General features: G+C 70.3%; 20 protein-coding genes, 1 tRNA gene and 1 pseudogene. 15 read left to right on the top strand and 7 right to left on the bottom strand.

The window, feature by feature from the left end:
• Both O3Q52_RS25930 and O3Q52_RS25925 read right to left on the bottom strand, forming a co-directional pair.
• Positions 1 to 1,383 (bottom strand): annotated as a pseudogene (locus O3Q52_RS25930) (hypothetical protein); the annotation flags it as partial.
• Positions 1,384 to 1,390: 7 nt separating this feature from the next.
• Positions 1,391 to 2,386 carry an SMI1/KNR4 family protein gene (locus O3Q52_RS25925; protein ID WP_269651148.1) on the bottom strand — a complete coding sequence of 332 codons (996 nt, stop codon included), beginning with the start codon at positions 2,384 to 2,386 and terminating at the stop codon, positions 1,391 to 1,393.
• A gap of 249 nt (positions 2,387 to 2,635) precedes the next feature.
• Between O3Q52_RS25925 and O3Q52_RS25920 the strand changes: the two genes are divergently transcribed.
• Complete coding sequence (locus O3Q52_RS25920; protein WP_269651147.1) at positions 2,636 to 3,139, top strand: YwqJ-related putative deaminase; 504 nt, start codon at positions 2,636 to 2,638, stop codon at positions 3,137 to 3,139.
• Between the two features lie 95 nt (positions 3,140 to 3,234).
• Positions 3,235 to 3,747, top strand: coding sequence for an SUKH-3 domain-containing protein (locus O3Q52_RS25915; RefSeq protein WP_269651146.1), 513 nt, complete (start codon positions 3,235 to 3,237; stop codon positions 3,745 to 3,747).
• A 142-nt stretch (positions 3,748 to 3,889) separates the two neighbouring features.
• Here O3Q52_RS25915 and O3Q52_RS25910 read toward each other — a convergent pair whose 3' ends face one another.
• A complete protein-coding gene (locus tag O3Q52_RS25910) occupies positions 3,890 to 5,218 on the bottom strand; it encodes a sensor histidine kinase (protein WP_269651145.1) in 1,329 nt (442 codons plus the stop codon).
• Positions 5,219 to 5,385: 167 nt separating this feature from the next.
• On the opposite strand from O3Q52_RS25910, the gene O3Q52_RS25905 reads away from it, so the two are divergent.
• The 7 genes from O3Q52_RS25905 to O3Q52_RS25875 all read left to right on the top strand — a co-directional run bounded on the left by O3Q52_RS25905 (position 5,386) and on the right by O3Q52_RS25875 (position 11,113).
• Positions 5,386 to 6,246, top strand: coding sequence for a hypothetical protein (locus tag O3Q52_RS25905; RefSeq protein ID WP_269651144.1), 861 nt, complete (start codon positions 5,386 to 5,388; stop codon positions 6,244 to 6,246).
• 14 nt (positions 6,247 to 6,260) lie between these two features.
• A tRNA-Gln gene (locus O3Q52_RS25900) sits at positions 6,261 to 6,332 on the top strand.
• 129 nt (positions 6,333 to 6,461) lie between these two features.
• Positions 6,462 to 7,910 (top strand): bifunctional UDP-N-acetylglucosamine diphosphorylase/glucosamine-1-phosphate N-acetyltransferase GlmU, encoded by a 1,449-nt coding sequence (gene glmU / locus O3Q52_RS25895; protein WP_269651143.1) that lies wholly within the window; start codon positions 6,462 to 6,464, stop codon positions 7,908 to 7,910.
• Positions 7,911 to 8,031: 121 nt separating this feature from the next.
• Entirely contained in the window at positions 8,032 to 9,003 is a 972-nt protein-coding gene (locus O3Q52_RS25890) for a ribose-phosphate diphosphokinase (RefSeq protein ID WP_055617955.1), read from the top strand.
• A 198-nt stretch (positions 9,004 to 9,201) separates the two neighbouring features.
• Positions 9,202 to 9,789: a 50S ribosomal protein L25/general stress protein Ctc gene (locus tag O3Q52_RS25885; RefSeq protein ID WP_269651142.1), complete on the top strand. Its 588-nt coding sequence runs from the start codon at positions 9,202 to 9,204 to the stop codon at positions 9,787 to 9,789.
• A 94-nt stretch (positions 9,790 to 9,883) separates the two neighbouring features.
• On the top strand, positions 9,884 to 10,495 hold the full coding sequence (gene pth / locus O3Q52_RS25880; protein ID WP_269651141.1) for an aminoacyl-tRNA hydrolase: 612 nt from the start codon (positions 9,884 to 9,886) through the stop codon (positions 10,493 to 10,495).
• 132 nt (positions 10,496 to 10,627) lie between these two features.
• The gene (locus O3Q52_RS25875; RefSeq protein ID WP_269651140.1) at positions 10,628 to 11,113 is read left to right on the top strand and encodes a hypothetical protein; all 486 of its coding nucleotides are present in this window, start codon (positions 10,628 to 10,630) and stop codon (positions 11,111 to 11,113) included.
• Positions 11,114 to 11,230: 117 nt separating this feature from the next.
• Here O3Q52_RS25875 and ppc read toward each other — a convergent pair whose 3' ends face one another.
• Positions 11,231 to 13,963, bottom strand: coding sequence for a phosphoenolpyruvate carboxylase (gene ppc / locus O3Q52_RS25870; protein ID WP_269651139.1), 2,733 nt, complete (start codon positions 13,961 to 13,963; stop codon positions 11,231 to 11,233).
• A 349-nt stretch (positions 13,964 to 14,312) separates the two neighbouring features.
• On the opposite strand from ppc, the gene O3Q52_RS25865 reads away from it, so the two are divergent.
• The 4 genes from O3Q52_RS25865 (at position 14,313) to O3Q52_RS25850 (ending at position 16,588) form a co-directional block, all read left to right on the top strand.
• Positions 14,313 to 15,326 carry a fatty acid desaturase gene (locus O3Q52_RS25865; protein WP_269651138.1) on the top strand — a complete coding sequence of 338 codons (1,014 nt, stop codon included), beginning with the start codon at positions 14,313 to 14,315 and terminating at the stop codon, positions 15,324 to 15,326.
• On the top strand, positions 15,323 to 15,994 hold the full coding sequence (locus O3Q52_RS25860) for a TetR/AcrR family transcriptional regulator (RefSeq protein WP_143638968.1): 672 nt from the start codon (positions 15,323 to 15,325) through the stop codon (positions 15,992 to 15,994). Before O3Q52_RS25865 ends, O3Q52_RS25860 begins: the two co-directional genes overlap by 4 nt.
• A 97-nt stretch (positions 15,995 to 16,091) precedes the next feature.
• Complete coding sequence (locus O3Q52_RS25855; protein ID WP_266699654.1) at positions 16,092 to 16,343, top strand: type II toxin-antitoxin system Phd/YefM family antitoxin; 252 nt, start codon at positions 16,092 to 16,094, stop codon at positions 16,341 to 16,343.
• Positions 16,340 to 16,588 (top strand): type II toxin-antitoxin system RelE/ParE family toxin, encoded by a 249-nt coding sequence (locus tag O3Q52_RS25850; RefSeq protein WP_269651137.1) that lies wholly within the window; start codon positions 16,340 to 16,342, stop codon positions 16,586 to 16,588. The genes O3Q52_RS25855 and O3Q52_RS25850 overlap by 4 nt, the downstream gene beginning before the upstream one ends.
• Here O3Q52_RS25850 and O3Q52_RS25845 read toward each other — a convergent pair.
• Entirely contained in the window at positions 16,563 to 16,946 is a 384-nt protein-coding gene (locus O3Q52_RS25845; protein ID WP_269651136.1) for a VOC family protein, read from the bottom strand. The genes O3Q52_RS25850 and O3Q52_RS25845 overlap by 26 nt on opposite strands.
• A 4-nt stretch (positions 16,947 to 16,950) precedes the next feature.
• Positions 16,951 to 17,769, bottom strand: a complete 819-nt coding sequence (locus tag O3Q52_RS25840) for a trans-aconitate 2-methyltransferase (protein ID WP_269651135.1) — start codon at positions 17,767 to 17,769, stop codon at positions 16,951 to 16,953.
• A 136-nt stretch (positions 17,770 to 17,905) separates the two neighbouring features.
• Between O3Q52_RS25840 and O3Q52_RS25835 the strand changes: the two genes are divergently transcribed.
• Positions 17,906 to 18,403 carry a MarR family winged helix-turn-helix transcriptional regulator gene (locus O3Q52_RS25835; protein ID WP_055617964.1) on the top strand — a complete coding sequence of 166 codons (498 nt, stop codon included), beginning with the start codon at positions 17,906 to 17,908 and terminating at the stop codon, positions 18,401 to 18,403.
• Here the strand turns inward: O3Q52_RS25835 and O3Q52_RS25830 are convergent.
• Positions 18,362 to 19,129, bottom strand: a complete 768-nt coding sequence (locus tag O3Q52_RS25830) for a response regulator transcription factor (protein ID WP_269651134.1) — start codon at positions 19,127 to 19,129, stop codon at positions 18,362 to 18,364. The two genes, O3Q52_RS25835 and O3Q52_RS25830, sit on opposite strands and share 42 nt — an antisense overlap.
• A gap of 252 nt (positions 19,130 to 19,381) precedes the next feature.
• On the opposite strand from O3Q52_RS25830, the gene O3Q52_RS25825 reads away from it, so the two are divergent.
• Positions 19,382 to 19,837 (top strand): N-acetyltransferase, encoded by a 456-nt coding sequence (locus tag O3Q52_RS25825; protein WP_269651149.1) that lies wholly within the window; start codon positions 19,382 to 19,384, stop codon positions 19,835 to 19,837.
• The last annotated feature ends 186 nt before the right edge of the window (positions 19,838 to 20,023 follow it).

Genomic DNA, 20,023 nt, shown 5'->3' with positions numbered 1-20,023 from the left:
CGGAGGCGGCGGCGTACCGGCCGCACCCGCACCACGGGCACCGCGCGGCGGAGCCTGCGCCTTGCTGGTGGCGGCGTCGGCGATGTCACCGGCGTTGGGGGGCAACAGTCGCCCACCCGCACCCGCACCCGGACCGGGAGGCGGCTGCGGTGGATTGGGCCCCGCGGGCGGCTGCGGAGCACCCTGCGGGAACCCGTACGAGGGAGCACCCTGCGCACCGGGAGCACCCGGAGGCGGCGTACCGGGCGCACCGGGCGGCGGTGTGCCGGCGCCGGGCCCCTGCGGATAGCCGTACGAGGAAGGCGCACCGGCGGGCGCACCCGGAGGCGGCGTACCGGCGCCGGGACCCTGCGGATAGCCGTACGAAGAAGGCGCCCCCGGCGGCGGGGTGCCCTGCGCACCAGGCCCGCCCGGACCGGCCGGAGCCCCCGGGCCCTGCGGGAACGCGGGCGGGTTCGGGTCGCCCAGTGCGGGCGCGACGGTCGTGCTCGGGAGCTGGCTGCCGCCCGAGATCAGCCTGGTCTGGGCCCCGGGTGCCGCGCCGGGCTCCGACGGCCTGCCGTCGGCGCCCCCGTCCCCGACGTCCCTTATCTGCGGCGCGTACACGGTCGCGGGCAGCGGCACCGAACGGTCGTCGCCCGACTCGGCGTTGGTGTCGGTCCCCGCCCACGGCGTCGCGTCGGCGGGCACCCCGGAACCGCCCGAGGCCTCCCCGCCGGCGGCGGGCCACGACGTACCGCCACCGGGAGCGGAGGACGCCCCCGGGCCACCACCGGGCCCGGGCAACGTCTCGGGAATCGCCCCTCCGCCCCCGGCCCCTCCATGGGCGGGACCGGCAGAACCGCCGGGCGGAACCGCGTCACTGGCGGCGGCAGCGGCGGGACGGGACCCGGCCCCGTCCGACGCCCTGTCCGGAGTCCTGTCGGACGGACGCGGCGAACCGCTGCCCGACGACCCACCCGACGCCCCGCCCGACGAGCCGCCGGACGGCCGGTCCCGCCGGTCCGGAATACCCATCCGGTCCGCCGCCTCCTGGAGCCACTCCGGCGGCGTCAACAGGAACGACGTCTGGTTGAGGTCGACGCGCGCGGGAGGCGCGGGCGCCGGATCGGGCGCCGCGTCCGGCAGCCCGTACTCCTCCTCGTACCGGCGGATCACCTCGCCCACCGGCAGCGAGGGCCACAGTGTGGCCTCTCCGCTGTCGCGGGCGATGACGAGCCGCTGGGCACCGCCGTCGGACCGCGGTCCTTCGGCCCGGTCCTCGGCCCACACCACGAATCCGAGTTCGAACTCCCGCACCCGCACCTCGCGGTGCTGGTAGCCGGGCACATCCCCGTTGATCCACTCTTCGGCGCGCTCCTGCGCCTGCGCGAAGGTCACCATCGGACGCTCACTCCCCCACCGAAGACACCGCGGACACCGACACAGCCCGCGCGAATCCACCGTCCACCATCAGATTCGCCACGGTCTCCAGCTCGGGCGGATTGCCCGCGAGCCGGGCCAGGAACTGGTCGAAGTCGTCCCCGCAGGGCAGCAGCAGCCGCTGCACACGCTCCGGGGGCGCCCACAGGTCCTGGTCACGGGCGTCGTCGTACGCGCAGAACCACACGGACCCGACGCTGTCGCCCTTGACCTTCACGGCGAGCAGACCGCCCTGGACGAAGCCGACACCCAGGTAGTCCTTGGTGAGGTGGTCCCGCAGACATTTGTTGACGTACACGAGGTCGTTGACGGCGGCCTCGTCGCGCACGGTGAAGAACGGCTGGTCGACCAGCAGTCCCAGCTCGGCGTCGAGCGCGGCCCCCATCGGGGCGCACCCCCCGGCGGCCTTCAGGAACGACCGGTACGCGCCGGGCAGCCGGTACCCGAGGTCCTCCTCGACGCCCAGCACCTGCTGCTCGGTCACCGCGACGGCGGCCTTGGGCAGCCCGAAGTGCGCGGGCCGCGTCTCCTGCAGGGGCCGGGTCCCGCGCTTGTTCTGGTCGACGGCCGCGGTGGCAAGTCCACCGTGGTGACGCAGCAGCGCCTTCACCTCGACCGGCACCAGCTCCAGCCGCCGGGTGCCCGGCACGTGGTGCCAGGTCCAGCCGTGCGGAGTGGCGACGGGCGGGATGGTGTCCCACAGGTCGTGACCGTCCGCGGCCATGGCCGCGTTCGCGGACACGTAGTCCGTCAGCCGAAGTTCGTCGACCCCGAACCCCTCGGGCGGCTCGGCGATCTCCGCAGCGGCACGCGCATAGAACGAGAAGTCGGGATAGCCGCCCTCGTCGACACGTACACCTCTCGGGTGACGCGCCGCCCGGACCGGGTCCGGGAAGTGCACGACCTGCCCGGCATAGGCCGCGTTCGGCGGCGCGGCTTGTTGCCCGAGCCGACCTGTCGTCATGGCGGTTGCCCCCTGCGGCGTTCTGAAGGATCGCGGATATCGACAGCCTATGCGGTTGAACGACACCGGTCACCGGGCCTCCGGTTCCGCACCGGCCAGCGGGACTCCGGTTCCGTGACCTGCCGTCATCGCGCCGTGACGGTGCGGCGAAGACCACGCGTGTCGCGGCGCCCCAGCTTCCGCACCAGCCACGGAGTTTGGCACTCTGTCCGAGCACCGGGGGATGCGGTAAGGGGAGGAAACAGGACGATGAACTCAACGCAGACAGGCAGGTCTGGTGACCCCAGAGTGGGCTGGAGCAACACCGATGCTCCCGTCACGCCCACACTCCTCCACCGCCGTGACGGCATACTTCCGACCATCGCCGCCGCCCTGTCCGTACGGGGCGCCACGCTCACCGGCACGGCGGGCCGGGGCGACCAGCCGCCGCCGCTCCACCCGCTCGTCCGGGACTTCCTCGACACACTGACGAGCGGACAGCGCGACCGCTTCACCGGCCGCTGCGCCGAAGTGATCCTCATCTCCCGCCACATCACGGCGGTGGACGCGGACCGTTCCAAACGGGCCGCCCGCAAACCCATGACCAACGGAGAGGCCCGCAAGTCCCTCAAGCAGGCCAAACTCACCGCCCGCCGCATCCGCGAGGACGGCGACCCGCTGCACGGCAGTTTCGCGCCGCCCTGCCGCTCCTGCACCGCGCTCAGCGCCCACTTCGGCGTACGCATCGTCGACCCGACGGCACCGGAGGACTGAGAAACCCCTCTTCCCCCACACAGGGCGTCACCGGCGCCCCTTGCCGAAGCCGCCGAACCACAAGCCGCGGCAGCTCAGACGAACGCGAAGGCCCGATGCACACCGACCGCACCTCCCCCTCCCCCACACCGACCTCGACCCGGTTCTCCGCCGTGGTCGACGCCGCGCTGCGCGCCGCGGGATGGCAGCCGGGCCGGTGGGACATAAGGCAGGCCGAGATCTGGGCCGACGCCCTGCGCAGCCACGAGTCCCCGGCCGGTCACCGCCACTCCGTGTTCCCGGCGGCGGTCGAGGCCTGGGCGGAGTTCGGCGGTCTCCACATCCCCGCCACGGCCCCCGGCCGCCAGATCGCCCCGACGCCTCTGCACCTGGACCCCCTGCACGGCCTCCACATGGCCCGTACGCTCGTGGACCTGGGCAGAGCCCTGGACAGCGAAGTGGCCCCGCTGGGCGAGGAGTCCGACACCAGAGCCCTGCTCGCCATCGACGCGGAGGGCCGCACCTACACCCTCGACCACACGGGCGACTGGTACCTGGGCGCCACCATCGACCAGGCCCTGACCACACTCGTCTCGGGCCTGGAACCGGAACGCCTGACGGCCGGCTGAACGGGCACGGGCTCTCCGGGACCGGCCCCGACGGGCCTCGTGGCGGCGGGACTCACCCCGGACCGGCTCACGCCACCCCGAACGGGCCCACCTCGAACCGGCTCAAGCCACCCAGGACCGGCTCACGCCAGGACGGCGGCGCTCACGCCTCCGCAGGGATGACCGCCGAGACCCGAAACCCACCGGCGTCGGTGGGGCCGGACACGAACACGCCCCCGAGTCCCAGGACCCGCTCCTTCATCCCCACAAGGCCGTTCCCCCCGCTGGGCAGCCGCGCGTCGGACGCGGCACCGGGCTCGGGCGGGGGGCCGTTCTCCACCTGCATGGCGATCTCGGCCCCGCGGTGCGCGACCCGCACCCGGGTCTTCGCCCCCGCCGCATGCTTGTGGACGTTGGTCAGCGCCTCCTGCACCACGCGATAGGCGGTCTGCTCCACCAGGGCCGCATAGCCCCGCGCGTCCCCCTCCACGAACAGCTCGACGACCATCCCCGCGGCGGCGGACTGCCCCACCAGCTCCTGGAGATCGTCGAGGCAGGGTCCGTCCCCCGTCTCCTCGTCCACGGCCCGGGACGCCGCGGCGGCGGCCGCGACCCCCACCGCGGCGAGCGGCACGGTCTGCATCCGCACGGAGGAACCCCCGTAACCCCCCTCGCCCGTACGCAGCACCCCGAGCATCTCCCGCAGCTCGGTCAGCGCCTGCCGACCCATGTCGCCCACGAGCGAGGCGTTCTTGACGGCCTTCTCGGGGTCCTTGCGCGCCACGGCCTGCAGAGCCGCCGCGTGCACGACCATCAGACTCACCCGGTGCGCGACGACGTCGTGCATCTCGCGGGCGATCCGGGTCCGCTCCTCGTTGCGCGCCCACTCCGCCCGCTCCTCGGCCCGCTCGGCCAGCAGCTGCAACTCCCGCTCCAGGGAGTCGGCCCGCTCGCGCAGACTCTCCATCAGCCGCCGCCTGGCCCCCACGTACAACCCGAGCAGGATCGGCGGCGCGGTCATCCCGAGCGAGGTGGTGATGGACACGAACGGCACGAACCAGTCGCCCACCATCTGCAGGTCGCCCCGCACCATCCCCTGGTGCGCGCGCACGTACGTGACGATGAGCATGCCCACCATCGACATACCGGCCAGCGCCCCGATGATCCGCCGGGGCATCTCGGACGCGGCGAGCGTGTAGAGCCCGACGAGCCCCATCAGGAACCCCATCTGGGCCGGTGTGATGGCGATCGACACCAGCACCACGGCGATGGGCCACCGCCTCCGGAACAACAGCACGGACCCGGCGAGGGCCCCGAACACCATCCCGGCGGGCACCGGCACGCCCGCCGCGTCCGCGAACGGATACCCCTCGATCGCACACTCCACGGCGGACACCAGCGCGAGGCTCCCGTCGAGCACCGCGCTGCGCCACCTCGCCCACCACCACGGCCCGGTCAGGGTCGCGGTGTGGTCTTCCCCCGTCGTGGTCATGCCTCCAGCCTACGGTCGCCCCCCGCCGCTTTTCCGGTGAGTTTCGCGTACTGGCCTACACCACTCAACGTAATCGAACAGACGCGAAACCGACCAGAATCCCTCGAACTGCTGAATCGCCCACCGTTCGACCCCGGAAGCCCCCATTCCGCCTGGACGGTATGCCTATGGCACACGCACACAGCACGTACGGGGACTTCGAGGACCTACGACAGCAGGCCGTCACCCTGCGCCGGGAGGGCCTCAGCCGCCGCCAGATCCGCGACCGGCTCCACGTCCACAACAACGACATCCTCAACCGCCTCCTGGAAGGCGAACCGGCCCCCGAGTGGACCAAGCGCCCGAACGCGAAGGACGACCTCCGCGCGCAGGCCCGGAAACTGCGACTCCAGGGCTGGACGTACGACCGGATCCAGGTCGAGCTGGGGTGCTCGAAGAGTTCGATCTCGCTGTGGGTTCGGGATCTACCAAAGCCGGAGCGACGAGATCCTTCTGAGCAGGCGAAGCTCGCGGGGCGAAAGCGGTGGGAGCACGAGCTCGCCATCCGTGACCAGGAACGGCAGCGCACCAAGACTGCAGCCGCGCAGGAGATCGGCACAATGAGCGATCGAGAGCTGTTCATGACCGGTGTTGCTCTGTACTGGGCGGAAGGCGGCAAGGACAAACCGTACGACCGCCGCGAGAGCGTCACCTTCGTCAACAGCGATCCGGGCGTGATCAATGTCTACCTGGCCTGGCTCGACCTCCTTGGGGTCGAGCGGGGGTGCCTCCGATACGCCGTCATGATCCACGAGACGGCGGATGTGGGAGGTGCCGAACGGTACTGGGCCGACCTCGTCGGGGCCGACCGCTCCGCGTTCAACAGGACGACCATCAAGAAGCACAACCCCAAGACAGTGCGCAAGAACGTCGGCGATTCGTACAGGGGCTGCCTCGTGGTCAAAGTCCTGAAGGGTGCCCACTTGTACCGTCGCATCGAAGGCTGGTGGTCTGGCATCGTGGTGGAGGCCAAGCGGCGAACCGCGTAGGCTGCATTCCGTAATCCCCCGTGGTGTAATCGGCAACACACTCCGCTTTGGACGGTGTATTTCAGGTTCGAGTCCTGGCGGGGGAGCAATGCTCAGTTCGGGTCCTGACGACACCGTCAGGACCCACTCACATTTCCCCCTCACAACGCCCCGGTATCCTGCGGATGTCCACCCCCCAAAGGCACCCCAGCCATCCGAAGCCGAAGGGCATCCCCGTGAGCGCCAACCGCCCGGCAGCCGTCGTCGTTCTTGCAGCGGGTGAGGGCACCCGTATGAAGTCGGCCACACCCAAGGTCCTGCACGACATCTGTGGCCGTTCCCTCGTCGGCCATGTACTCGCCGCCGCACGCGAGTTGGAGCCCGAGCATCTGGTGGTCGTCGTGGGCCACGCCCGCGAGAAGGTCACCGCGCACCTCGCCGACACCGCTCCGGGTGTACGGACCGCCGTGCAGGCCGAGCAGAACGGCACCGGTCACGCCGTGCGGATGGCCCTGGAGGAGCTCGGCGGCGGCATCGACGGAACCGTCGTGGTCGTCTGCGGGGACACACCCCTCCTCAGCGGCGGGACCCTGCGCGACCTCGCCGCCAACCACACCACCGACGGCAACGCGGTCACCGTGCTCACCGCCGAGGTCCCGGACGCCACCGGCTACGGCCGCATCGTGCGCGACGGCGTCTCCGGCGCGGTCACCGCGATCGTCGAGCACAAGGACGCCTCGGAGTCCCAGCGCGCGATCCGCGAGATCAACTCCGGTGTCTTCGCCTTCGACGGACAGCTCCTCGCGGACGCGCTCGGCAAGGTCCGCACCGACAACAGCCAGGGCGAGGAGTACCTCACGGACGTCCTCGGCATCCTCCGCGAGGCCGGGCACCGCGTCGGCGCCTCCGTGGCGGGCGACCACCGCGAGATCGCCGGCATCAACAACCGCGTCCAGCTCTCCGAGGCCCGCCGCATCCTCAACGACCGGCTGCTGGAGCGGGCGATGCTCGCCGGCGTCACCGTCGTCGACCCCGCCTCCACCTGGATCGACGTCACCGTCACCTTCGAGCAGGACGCGATCGTGCACCCCGGCACCCAGCTCCAGGGCGCCACGCACCTCGCCGAGGGCGCCGAGGTCGGCCCCAACTCCCGCCTGAAGGACACCAGGGTGGGCGCGGGCGCCCGTATCGACAACACGGTCTCCGACGGCGCCGAGGTCGGCCCCCGGGCGAGCGTGGGTCCGTACGCGTATCTCCGTCCCGGCACCCGCCTCGGGCTGAAGGCCAAGGTGGGTACGTACGTGGAGACGAAGAACGCCTCGATCGGCGAGGGCACGAAGGTGCCGCACCTCTCGTACGTGGGCGACGCGACGATCGGCGAGTACACGAACATCGGCGCCGCGAGCGTCTTCGTGAACTACGACGGCGAGGCCAAGCACCACACCACGGTCGGCTCGCACTGCAAGACGGGTTCGGACAACATGTTTGTGGCGCCTGTCACGGTCGGGGACGGTTCCTACACCGCCGCGGGCTCCGTCATCACCAAGGACGTGCCGCCCGGTTCGCTGGCCGTCGCCCGGGGCCAGCAGCGGAATATCGAGGGCTGGGTGGCCCGCAAGCGTCCTGGTAGCGCGGCCGCGAAGGCGGCGGAGGCGGCTGCCCGGGAGTCGGCCGACGAAAGCTGACCGGAAAGCGGTGGGTCGGACTCGGCGTACCGTGATAGATGCACACCCGCACACCCAGCTGGGACCGCATCTGAGAACACATCTCAACATCCAGCTGAGACACCTCTGAGGAGACAGTGCTGTGACCGGGATCAAGACGACCGGCGAGAAGAAGATGATGTTCTTCTCCGGCCGCGCCCACCCCGAGCTTGCCGAGGAGGTCGCCCACCAGCTGGGTGTCGGGGTCGTCCCGACGAAGGCCTTCGACTTCGCCAACGGCGAGATCTACGTCCGCTACGAGGAGTCGGCCCGCGGCGCCGACTGCTTCCTCATCCAGAGCCACACCGCTCCGATCAACAAATGGATCATGGAGCAGCTCATCATGATCGATGCTCTGAAGCGGGCCTCCGCCCGGAGCATCACCGTGATCATGCCGTTCTACGGTTACGCCCGGCAGGACAAGAAGCACCGCGGACGTGAACCCATCTCGGCCCGTCTGATCGCCGACATGATGAAGACGGCGGGCGCCGACCGCCTCCTGACGGTCGATCTGCACACCGACCAGATCCAGGGATTCTTCGACGGTCCGGTGGATCATCTGTTCTCGCTGCCGCTGCTCGCGGACTACGTGGGCCACAAGGTGGACCGCTCCAAGCTCACGGTCGTCTCGCCGGACGCCGGCCGCGTGCGCGTGGCCGACCGCTGGTGCGACCGCCTGGGCGCGCCCCTCGCGATCGTGCACAAGCGCCGCGACAAGGACGTCGCGAACCAGGTCACGGTCCACGAGGTCGTCGGTGACGTCGAGGGCCGGGTCTGTGTCCTGGTCGACGACATGATCGACACCGGTGGCACGATCTGCGCCGCCGCGGACGCGCTGTTCGCGCACGGCGCGGAGGACGTCATCGTGACGGCCACGCACGGTGTGCTCTCCGGTCCGGCCGCCGACCGGCTGAAGAACTCCAAGGTCAGCGAGTTCATCTTCACGGACACGCTGCCCACCCCGGGCGAGCTGGAGCTCGACAAGATCACCGTGCTGTCGATCGCGCCGACGATCGCCAACGCGGTGCGCGAGGTCTTCGAGGACGGCTCGGTGACCAGCCTGTTCGACGAGTAGCCGAGAAGCAGGTCCACCGGTCCCGCCGGGCCGCGTAGATCGATTTCTTGTACGGCCTCCCCGCCCCGTAAACTGTCACAGTTGCTCGGCGAGGGAGGCCGCACTCTTTGGTGCGGCGGTCCGTTATCGACGCGCTCTTCGTAGCAGGCCGATGTTTTGGCCGGGTGACCACCATCCCCATATCTACGAGGAGTGACCATGGCCGACGTCAAGATCGCCGCCGAGACCCGCACCGAGTTCGGCAAGGGTGCCGCCCGCCGCATCCGCCGTGAGAACAAGGTTCCCGCGGTCGTCTACGGCCACGGCGCCGACCCCGTCCACATCACGCTGCCGGGCCACGAGCTGCAGCTCGCCCTGCGCACCCCGAACGTCCTGCTCACCCTGGACATCGAGGGCAGGACCGAGCTGGCGATCCCGAAGGCCGTCCAGCGCGACGCCATCAAGGGCTTCCTGGAGCACGTCGACCTGCTCACCGTGAAGCGCGGCGAGAAGGTCACCGTCGAGGTCTACGTCCACACCGAGGGCGAGCTGGCCCCGGGCGCCTTCCTGCTCGAGCACGTGCTGAGCACGCTGACGGTCGAGGCCGAGGCCACGCACATCCCCGAGTCGGTCACCGTGTCCATCGCGGGCCTGGAGGCCGGTGCCTCCATCCTCGCCAAGGACATCCCGCTCCCCGAGGGCACCACGCTGGTCATCGACGAGGACGCCGTCGTGCTCCAGGTCCTGGCCGCCCAGGCGGAGGAGCCCACCGAGGACGCCGCGGCCGACGCGGCCGCCGAGGCCTGATCCCGCACCGGATCACCGTGCACCGGCCGCCGCTCCCGAGGGGGCGGCGGCCGGTGCGTGTCCCTGATCCGGACAGCCCGCCGATCGAGGACCCATGGGAGACACGGACGTGACCACGGAACCAGGCGCCCCCTGGCTCATCGTGGGGCTCGGCAACCCCGGCCCCGAGTACGCCAGGAACCGCCACAACGTGGGCTTCATGGTGGCCGACCTCCTCGCCGAGCGGATCGGCGGGAAGTTCAAGCGGGCCGGCAAGGCGCAGGCCCAGGTGATCGAGGGCCGTATCGGTCCGCCCGGACCGGCGAACCGCCGGGTGATCCTGGCCAAGCCGATGTCGTACATGAACCTGTCAGGCGGCCCGGTCACGGCCCTGCGCGACTTCTACAAGGTGCCGACGGCGAACATCGTCGCCGTCCACGACGAACTCGACATCGACTACGGCGTCCTGCGGCTGAAGCTCGGCGGCGGCGACAACGGCCACAACGGTCTGAAGTCGATGACGAAGGCGATGGGCCCGGACTACCACCGCGTCCGTTTCGGCATCGGCCGCCCGCCGGGCCGAATGCAGGTCGCCGACTTCGTCCTGAAGGACTTCTCCGCGGCGGAGCGCAAGGAGCTGGACTACTTCGTGGACCGCGCGTCGGACGCGGTGGAGGCTCTGGTGATCGAGGGCCTGGAGCGGGCCCAGTCGACGTACAACTCCTGAGAGCTTTCCGGCCAGGTCGCCGAGACCGTACGAGAGGTCCGCGGCAAAAGGTCCGTACAACGCGGGACTTGTCACCCCACGGAGTCCCACTGGAGTTGACCGAGCGCAGGGCCATGGCCAAGGATCGCCGCCATGCCTGCCCTCGCCTCCCGTCAGAACGCGGTCGTGGTGCTCCGGTTCGGGCAGCTCGCGGCGATGGGTACGGTCGCGGCGCTGATCCTGATCGCGGGCGTCTGGGCCTCCTGGGGCACCGCCCAGCACGTGATGCTCACCAAGGGCCGTGAGCGCGGCACGATGACGGTCGCGCGATGTGCCGACGACCGCTGCACAGGTCCGTACCGGCCGCTGTCGGACGGGTCCACCGCCCGCGACCGGGTCGTCCTCGACAGCGAGGTCGCGGTCGACAAGGGCCGCACCTACACGGTCGCCGTGAAGCCCGGCAGCGACGAGGTCGTACGCACGGGCACCGGCGGACTCCTCTACGCCTGGGCCCCACTCGGCGGCGCACTGCTGCTCGCGTCGATGGTGGTAGCGGGCGGCCTGCGCCTGCCCCGCCTCGCCTGGGCCTTCGGCGGCGCGGGCCTGACACTGCTCACGGCGGCGTTCATTGCGCTCTGAGGCCGGCGCAGTCCCGCGCCCAAGAGGCGCCCCAAAGGGGCGCGGGGAACTGCGCGACCAGCCCCCACGCCCCCGCAGACAACACACTGCCCTCCCTGCGGAGCACCTCCAGACGGGTCAGCCGGTGTTGCGCAAGCCTGCCGCAACCCCGTTGACCGTCAGAAGCAGCGCCCGGGACAGCAGCGGGTCGGCCTCCTCGCCGGCGGCAGCCGCATCACGCTGCCGCTTCAGCAGAGCGACCTGAAGGTACGAGATCGGGTCCAGATAGGCATCACGGATGGTGAAGGTCTGCTTCAACACCGGGTGGGCATCGAGAAGCCCCGGCTCACCGGTGATGCGCAGCACCTCGCGCACGGTCAGCTCGTGCTCGGCCCGGATGGTCTCGAAGACGTGCTTCAGCTCGTCCGGGACGAGCGTGTCGACGTAGTGCCCGGCGATCCGCAGGTCCGTCTTCGCCAGCGTCATCTCGACGTTGGAGAGGAAGTTGCGGAAGAAGTGCCACTGCTCGTGCATCTCCTCCAGCACGCTGTCGAGACCGGCCTCACGCAAGGCCTTCAGACCGGAGCCGACACCGAACCAGCCGGGCACGATCTGCCGGGACTGGGTCCAGCCGAACACCCACGGAATGGCGCGCAGACCGTCGAGCGAGACGCCCGAGCCGGGGCGGCGGGAGGGCCGCGAGCCCAGGTGCAGGTCGGCGAGCTGGTCCACCGGCGTGGAGGCGAGGAAGTACGTCGGAAGGTCCGGGTCCTCGACCAGCCTGCGGTAGGCCGCGTGGGCGGCGTCGCTGACCACGTCCATGGCCGCGTCCCAGCGGGCGAGCGCCTCGTCGGACTGGCGGGGCGCGGTGTGCAGGGCGGACGCCTGCAGCGTGGCCGCGACCGTCAGCTCCAGGTTCTCCCGCGCCAGCGACGGCACGAGGTACTTGTCGGAGATGACCTCGCCCTGCTCGGTCACCTTGATCTCGCCCTCCAGCGTGCCCCAGGGCTGCGCGAGGATCGCGTCGTGCGAGGGCCCGCCGCCACGCCCCACCGTGCCGCCACGGCCGTGGAAGAGCCGCAGCCGTACGCCGTACCGGTGGGCCACGTCGCGCAGCCGCCGCTGCGCCCGGTGGATCTCCCACTGCGAGGTCGTGATGCCGCCGAACTTCGACGAGTCGGAGTACCCGAGCATGACCTCCTGGACATCGCCCCGAAGCGCCACGAGCCGCCGGTAGGACGGGTCGGACAGCATGTCCTCCAGGATCGTGTCCGCGGCCTTGAGCTCGTCCGTCGTCTCCAGCAGCGGCACGATGCCGATCTTCGCCCAGCCGGCGTGCAGATCGATCAGCCCGGCCTCGCGGGCCAGCACCGCCGCGGCGAACACGTCGTCCGCGCCCTGGCACATCGAGATGATGTACGACTCGATCACCTCGGGCCCGAAGACGCCGAGGGCCCGCTTCACGGTCTCGAAGACGCCGAGGGTCTTCTCCCCGGCCGCGTCGAGCGGTGCCGGGGTGGGCCCGAGCGGCCGCCGGGACCGCAGCTCCTTGGCGAGCAGCTTGTGCCGGTACTCGCGCGGCATGTCCTCGTACCGCCACGACTCCTCGCCGAGCCGGTCGAAAAGCTGCCCGAGCGCCTGGTGGTGGGCGTCCGCGTGCTCCCGTACGTCCATGGTGGCGAGCTGGAGGCCGAAGGCGGCGAGCGTGCGGATCGTACGGTTCATGCGGCCGTCGGCGAACAGCGCGCCCCGGTGCTCGCGCAGCGAACTCTGGACGAGGGTCAGGTCCTTGAGCAGCTCGGCGGTGCCGAGGTAGTCCCGGCCGTCCTCGTGCGCGGTGCCCTTGGCGAGGCGCTGCTTGGTGTTCTCCAGCTTCTGCCGGATGCAGGTGGCCTTGAGCCGGTAGGGCTCCTCGGCGTTGAGGCGCTTGTAGCGGGGGCTGATCTCCGGAAGCAGCTCCAGATCGGCGCGGAGCGAGGCGAGCAGCTCCTCGGTGGCACCGGTGTAGCGGATGGAGTTCGACAGGAAGCCGCGCAGCTCGTCGATCAGCTCCAGCGCGTCGTTGATGCCGTGCTCGTGCTGGAGGATCAGGACGTCCCAGGTGACCTGCGGGGTCACGTTCGGGTTGCCGTCGCGGTCGCCGCCGATCCAGGTACCGAAGGTGAGGGGCCGGGTCTCGTCGGGCAGCGTGACACCGACGCGCTCCAGCTCCGCGGTCAGGTCCTCCAGCACGTCCCCGACGGCGCCGGCGTGCAGCTCGTCCAGGTAGTAGATGGCGTTGCGGGCCTCGTCGGCGGGCTCGGGACGCACCACGCGCAGCTCGTCCGTCTGCCACACGAGGTCGATGTTCTCGGCCAGACGGGTGTCGTAGCGACGCCGGTCCGCCTCGATGACGGGGGTCTCCAGCAGGGCGGCGATCCGGCGCAGCTTGTTGAGGACGGAGCGCCTGGCCGCCTCGGTGGGGTGCGCCGTGAAGACCGGGCGGACGTTCAGGTGCTGCACGGTCGCGCGCAGGTGCTCGGGGTCGGCGTCCTTGAGCCGGTCCGCCGTGCGGGCGAGCAGTCCGCCCTCGGCGGCCCGCCTGGCGCGCAGCTCGCGGCCGCGGTGCACCTGCTCGGTGACGTTGGCCAGGTGGAAGTAGGTCGAGAAGGCGCGGACCAGCTTGGCCGCGGTCTCCAGTTCCGTGCCGCGCAGCAGCTCGGCGGCGGCTTCACCGTCCTCGCGGGTGAGGCGGCGGACCTTCTCGACCAGTTCCAGAAGCTCGGGCCCCTCCTGACGTACGAGGGTCTCGCCCAGCAGATCGCCCAGGCGGCGGATGTCGGCGCGCAGCTCACTGCCGGTTGTCGTGGTCTGGTCGTCGGCACTGCTCACAGGTGCGGCTCCTTGCAGTGATCAGGAGGTGCGTCGCGAAGCGACTCTTTGGAAGGGCGGTGGTGGGCGACGGGTGGGATCGTCTGAGAGGGGAACCCGTCACCCGGGCGGCGGGCGCGCATCGGCGACGGGGCATCCGGGAATGAAACAGAGCGGACCGCGCTGTCCGACCGACCTTAAGGATAGGTGTCCATACGGACGCGCAGTCTCTCGGGCTCTTGCCGCCGGGCGAGGCACTGCCATACTTACGACGCCGTAGGTTACGGAACCGTAGGCGCGGTTTCCGGCAACCCGGCAGGCGCGATTACCGGCCACTCTCACAACCCTCGACCCCACAGGGGACGCTCCCATGACCACGAGTTCCGATGTGATCGATGACGCCCCCGAGGCGAACAACGACGACACCACACTCCGCTCCGCCACGCTGGGCGGCGAGCAGAAGCGCTCGATCGAGCAGATCACCCTTCTCCTCTTCATCACCGTCCCCTTCCTCGCGGTCCTCGCGGCGGTGCCGCTGGCCTGGGGCTGGGGTGTGAGCTGGCTCGACCTCGGCCTGCTGGTCTTCTTCTACTACCTCGGCTGCCACGGCATCACGATCGGCTTCCACCGCTACTTCACGCACGGCGCCTTCAAGGCAAAACGCCCCCTTCGCATCGCCCTCGCGATCGCGGGCTCGATGGCCGTCGAGGGCCCGCTGGTCCGCTGGGTGGCCGACCACCGCAAGCACCACAAGTACTCCGACGCCGAGGGCGACCCCCACTCGCCGTGGCGTTTCGGCGAGACGGTCCCGGCGCTGATGAAGGGCCTGTGGTGGGCCCACATCGCCTGGATGTTCGACGAGGAGCAGACACCGCAGGACAAGTACGCGCCGGACCTGATCAAGGACAAGGCGATCCGCACGATCTCGCGCCAGTTCCTCCTCTGGGCCGGGCTCTCCCTCATGCTCCCGGCGCTGATCGGCGGCCTGGTGACGATGTCCTGGTGGGGCGCGTTCACGGGCTTCTTCTGGGGCTCGCTCGTCCGGGTGGCGCTGCTGCACCACGTCACCTGGTCGATCAACTCGATCTGCCACGCGGTGGGCAAGCGCCCCTTCAAGTCGCGTGACCGCTCGGGCAACGTGTGGTGGCTGGCGGTCCTCTCCTGCGGAGAGTCGTGGCACAACCTCCACCACGCCGATCCCACCTCCGCCCGGCACGGCGTGGAGCGCGGCCAGGTGGATTCCTCGGCCCGCCTCATCCGCTGGTTCGAGCAGTTCGGCTGGGCGTACGACGTGCGCTGGCCGTCACGCTCGCGTATCGATTCCCGTCGCAACCCGGACGGGAAGGGCTCCCGACGCAAGGCGGAGGCCGCCGAACCGGCATGATTGACGGCGTGGCCGACTCCAGCACACCCAGCAATGAAAAGCCGCGGCGCGCCCGCCGCACCCGGATGACCGGTGCGGAGCGGCGGGCCCAGTTGCTGGAGATCGGCCGCACCCTCTTCGCCCAGAAGGGCTTCGAGGCGACATCGGTGGAGGAGATCGCGGCAAAGGCCGGCGTCTCCAAACCGGTGGTCTACGAGCACTTCGGCGGCAAGGAAGGCCTGTACGCGGTAGTGGTGGACCGCGAGATGCGCCGCCTGCTGGACGGCGTAACAAGCTCACTCACCGCGGGCCACCCACGCGAACTCTGCGAACAAGCAGCCTTCGCCCTCCTCGACTACATCGAGGAGTACACGGACGGCTTCCGCATCCTGGTCCGCGACTCCCCCATCCCCCAGTCCACAGGCTCCTTCGCCTCCCTGATCTCGGACATCGCGACGCAGGTGGAGGACATCCTCGGCCGCGAGTTCAAACGCCGAGGCTTCGACCCGAAACTCGCCCCGCTCTACGCCCAGGCCCTCGTCGGCATGGTCGCCCTCACCGGCCAGTGGTGGCTCGACGTCCGCCGCCCCAAAAAGGCCGAGGTAGCAGCCCACCTCGTAAACCTCGCCTGGCACGGCCTGGACGGCCTGGAAGCGAAGCCCCGCCTGATAGGGCGCCGCAAGGCCTAGCAGCCTCTACGCCGGGAATGGCCGGGTCCGCACGCCTTCCCCCCGAAAGAGGTAAACCAAGAGAGCACAAGGTCAACCTTGTGGTACCAATGGGTCCATGACCGAGATTGCGATCAGTGCGGCCCGCTCCCAGCTCGGCGATCTGGTCCGCCGGGCCGCTCACGGCCGCGAGACCATCGCCCTCACGGACCACGGTCACGTAGCCGCGCTATTGGTCTCTCCGCAGGTGATAGAGGATCTCGAAGACGCCCTCGCGGTCGCGGACTACCAGCGCCGCAAGGCCGAGGGAACGCTCGAAGAGGGCATCCCCCACGAGGAAGTCGGGCGCATTCTGGGGCTGCGTCCGTGACCTACCGCATCATCTGGGAGCCGAGCGCCACGAACGCGGCCGTGCGGTTCCTCAAGGACGACCCCACAGGGCTCGCCACCGTCTACGAAACCGTCGACGAGCTCGCCAAGGTCCCGCGCCCCTCCAACTCCACCGCATACGGCCCCAACATCCGGCGCCTTCGGGTCGACAATTGCCGCGTCCTCTACCTGATCGACGAGAGCGTGATCCGCATCCTCATCACCCATCTGGGCCGCACGCCCTGAGGATCGGCTCCAGGAACTCCAGCCGGTTGCCCACCGGGTCCTCGGAGTAGAAGCGGCGGTGCCCCGGGAGGCTGTCATCCCAGGTGACCGCCGCTCCCTGCGCGGCGAGACGCGCCGCGTACGCCTCGATCCCCGTCACCCGCAGCCCCGGGTGGGCCTTCTTCGCGGGCCTGAAGTCGGACTCGATGCCCAGGTGGAGCTGGACCGCTCCCACCCGGAACCAGCAGCCACCGCGCGCCGCGAGCACCACCGGCTTGGAGATCTCCGTCATACCGAGGACATCGACGTAGTACGCGCGCAGGGCGTCCTCGGCCCCCGGCGGGGCGGCGAGCTGAACGTGGTCGACGGCGGCAAGCATCCCGTCAGACAGCCTTCCGGGCCACCACAAACAACCGCCGAAACGGAAGCACCGTCCCGTACGGAGCCGTCGGATACGCCTTGCGGAGCAGGTCGCGGTACTCGCCCACGAAGGCGTCCCGGGCCTCCGGGTCGCCCGCGAGGGCGGTGAGAGCGGGCCGCAACCCCGTGCCCTTGGACCAGTCGAGTACCGCGTCCTCCCCCTCCAGGAGCTGCATGTAGGTCGTCTCCCAGACATCCACCGCGCACCCCAGACGGGCCAGCCGGTCCAGGTAGAGGACCGGCGGATGGACGGAGTCCCTGTGGCGGAGGACGCCATCCAGGCGGCCCTTCCAACGAGCCGACGCGGCGAGCTCACGCATCAGCGCATGCAGAGGCGCATCGATGTTGTTCGGAACCTGGAAGGCGAAGGTCCCGCCGGGAGCCACCGCGTCGAGCCAGCCTGGCAAGGCGTCCAGATGCCCCGGCACCCACTGCAGCGCCGCGTTCGAGGCGATCAGGTCGTACGTCTCCGCGGGCACCCAGTCCGTGAGGTCCGCGTGGGCGAAGTCCAGCCGCCCACCCCCCGCCGTGGGGCCCGCGTGCTCGCCCGTCCTGGCCAGCATCTCCGCGGAGTTGTCGTACCCCGTGATGTACGCGCCAGGCCACCGCTCGGCGAGCTGCACGGTCACGTTGCCGGGCCCGCAGCCCAGGTCGGCGACGCGGGCCGGATCGCCGGGCAGCGTCGGCACCCGGGCGAGAAGCTCAGCGAAGGGCCGCGCGCGATGCTCCGCATGGCGCAGATACTGGCCCGGATCCCAGGTGGGTGTGGTGGTGGCAGGCATGAGGCCTCCTCGAAGTCACGACCGACGCCGCACCCGACGTCCCGAAGAAACCCCAGCCTCACACCCCAGCTATCTCGACGTCAAGAGACTTCACGTCAAGAGACTTCATGTCGACACAACCACTACACTGATCGCCATGGAGGACGAGGTCGATCGGCTGGTCGCTGCGTGGCGCCGGGAGCGCCCTGACCTCGACGTGGAACCGCTCGAGGTACTCAGCCGCGTGAGCAGGCTCGCCAGGCACCTGGACCGCGCACGCCGGATCGCGTTCGCCGAGCACGCCCTGGAGCCCTGGGAGTTCGACGTCCTGACGGCGCTGAGGCGCGCGGGAACCCCGTACCAACTCTCCCCCGGCCAACTGCTCACCCAGACACTCGTCACCTCGGGCACGATGACGAACCGCATCGACCGGCTCGCGAAAAAGGGCCTGGTCGAACGCCTCCCCGACCCCAGCGACCGCCGCGGCGTACTCGTACGGCTCACCGAGGACGGCCGCGACCGCGCGGACCAGGCACTGGCCGGACTCCTCGACCAGGAACGCGCGATCCTGGCGGAACTCAGCAGGGCCCAGCGCGGCGAACTCGCCGGGCTGCTACGCCAGTTGACCGCCCCGTTCGACAACATCCCCGGCTAGGTCGACGGGCCCGACCCCGGCCCGGCGCGCGAGCGCAACGGCGGCGAGGGTCGAGTGCACGCCGAGCTTCCCCAGCACGTTCTGCATGTGCGTACGGACGGTGTGCGGCGAGAGGAACAGCCGCTCGGCGACGGCCTTGCGCCCCAGCCCCGCGACCATGCACCGCAGCACTTCCCGCTCCCGCGGAGTCAGCGACTCCACCAGCCGCTCGCTCTCCGTACGGTGTTTCCGCGCGGCCGTCAGCTCACGCAGGACGCCGGTGAGCAGCGCGGGCGGCAGATGCGTCTCGTCCCGCAGCACGCCCCGTATGACGGTGAGCAGCCGCGACAGCGAGCAGTCCTTGGCGACCCAGCCCGAGGCACCGGCCTGCAGGGCGAGCGCCGCGCGACGCGGGTCGTCCTTCTCGGCGAGCACGACCGTACGGACGCTGGGCTGGCCCGAACGGACGCCCGCGACCAGCGAGATGCCGTCGACCAGGCCCTCTTCGTTGTTGTCGTGGACGGGTACGGCCGGGCGGGCGCCCGGCACGTTGCCGCCCAGGTCGGCGTCGACGAGGAGCACGTCGAATCTGCGGCCTTCGGCGGCCGCGCGCTCCAGGCAGCGCAGCGCAGCCGGGCCGCTGCCGGCCGCGGACACGTCGACATCGGGCTCGGCGGCCAGGGCGGCGGCGAGCGACTCGGCGAAGATACGGTGGTCGTCGACGACCAGGACACGGATGCGAACCACTGAAACCCCCACTGCTCGGGGGACGGCCGGCGCAGGTACGGCGCCCGGAGATCCCGAACTCCTCCGCTCGGAAAACGGGGTGCCGCAGCCGCACGGCCGCCGCCGTGCTGGAACTGCTACCCCCACTCCGGGCGTCGTACCCGACTGTCTCGCCCCCTGATCAGCACCGGCCCCCACCGGTGCTGCTCATCAGAGTACGGCCGGGCAGCAGGAGCGGAAGGTGATTTGCAGAACTGATTGGCCAGCGCGTTTATGGTGAGCCGTATGTTTCGTATTGAGACAGAAGTCGACAAAGAGCGTCGTCAATTCCTGCGTTCACGGCTACGGGACGCGAACATGGCTGCGTCTCCTGTGCTGCGTTCTCTGCGCGGAACCCCTGGTGAACGGGAAGTTCCGCTCCAGGTTTGGGCGTTGGATCCGGCCGGTGGGGTGGCGGGGGGTCTGGTCGGGCACACCTGGGCGGGGTGGCTGCACGTGACGTATCTCTGGGTCGACGAGCGTCATCGTGGCGGTGGTCTCGGTTCGCACGTGCTGTCCCATGCGGAACATCTGGCTCGTACGTCCCGTGGTTGCCGCAACTCCCGCCTGGAGACGTGGGACTTCCAGGCCCCGGCCTTCTATCGCAAACAGGGCTACGAGGTGGTGTGCGAGATCCCGGACTATCCCCCGGGGATCACGGAGTACACCCTGACGAAGCACCTCCCCTGACCAACCATTCTTTCGCCCCCGCCGCCCCTACCCGTCCCATCCTTCTGGGGCTCCGCCCCAGACCCCGTGGGGTGTGTTGTCTGGTGCGGGTGCGTTGTGGCTGGTCGCGCAGTTCCCCGCGCCCCTAAAAACCTGGGGGCGCGGGGAACTGCGCAGTCTTTTGGGGGTTCGGGGGCGGAGCCCCTG

It is taken from the genome of Streptomyces sp. ActVer, assembly GCF_027270795.1.
Taxonomy (GTDB): domain Bacteria; phylum Actinomycetota; class Actinomycetes; order Streptomycetales; family Streptomycetaceae; genus Streptomyces; species Streptomyces umbrinus_A.
This window is presented reverse-complemented; position numbering and strand designations above follow the sequence as displayed.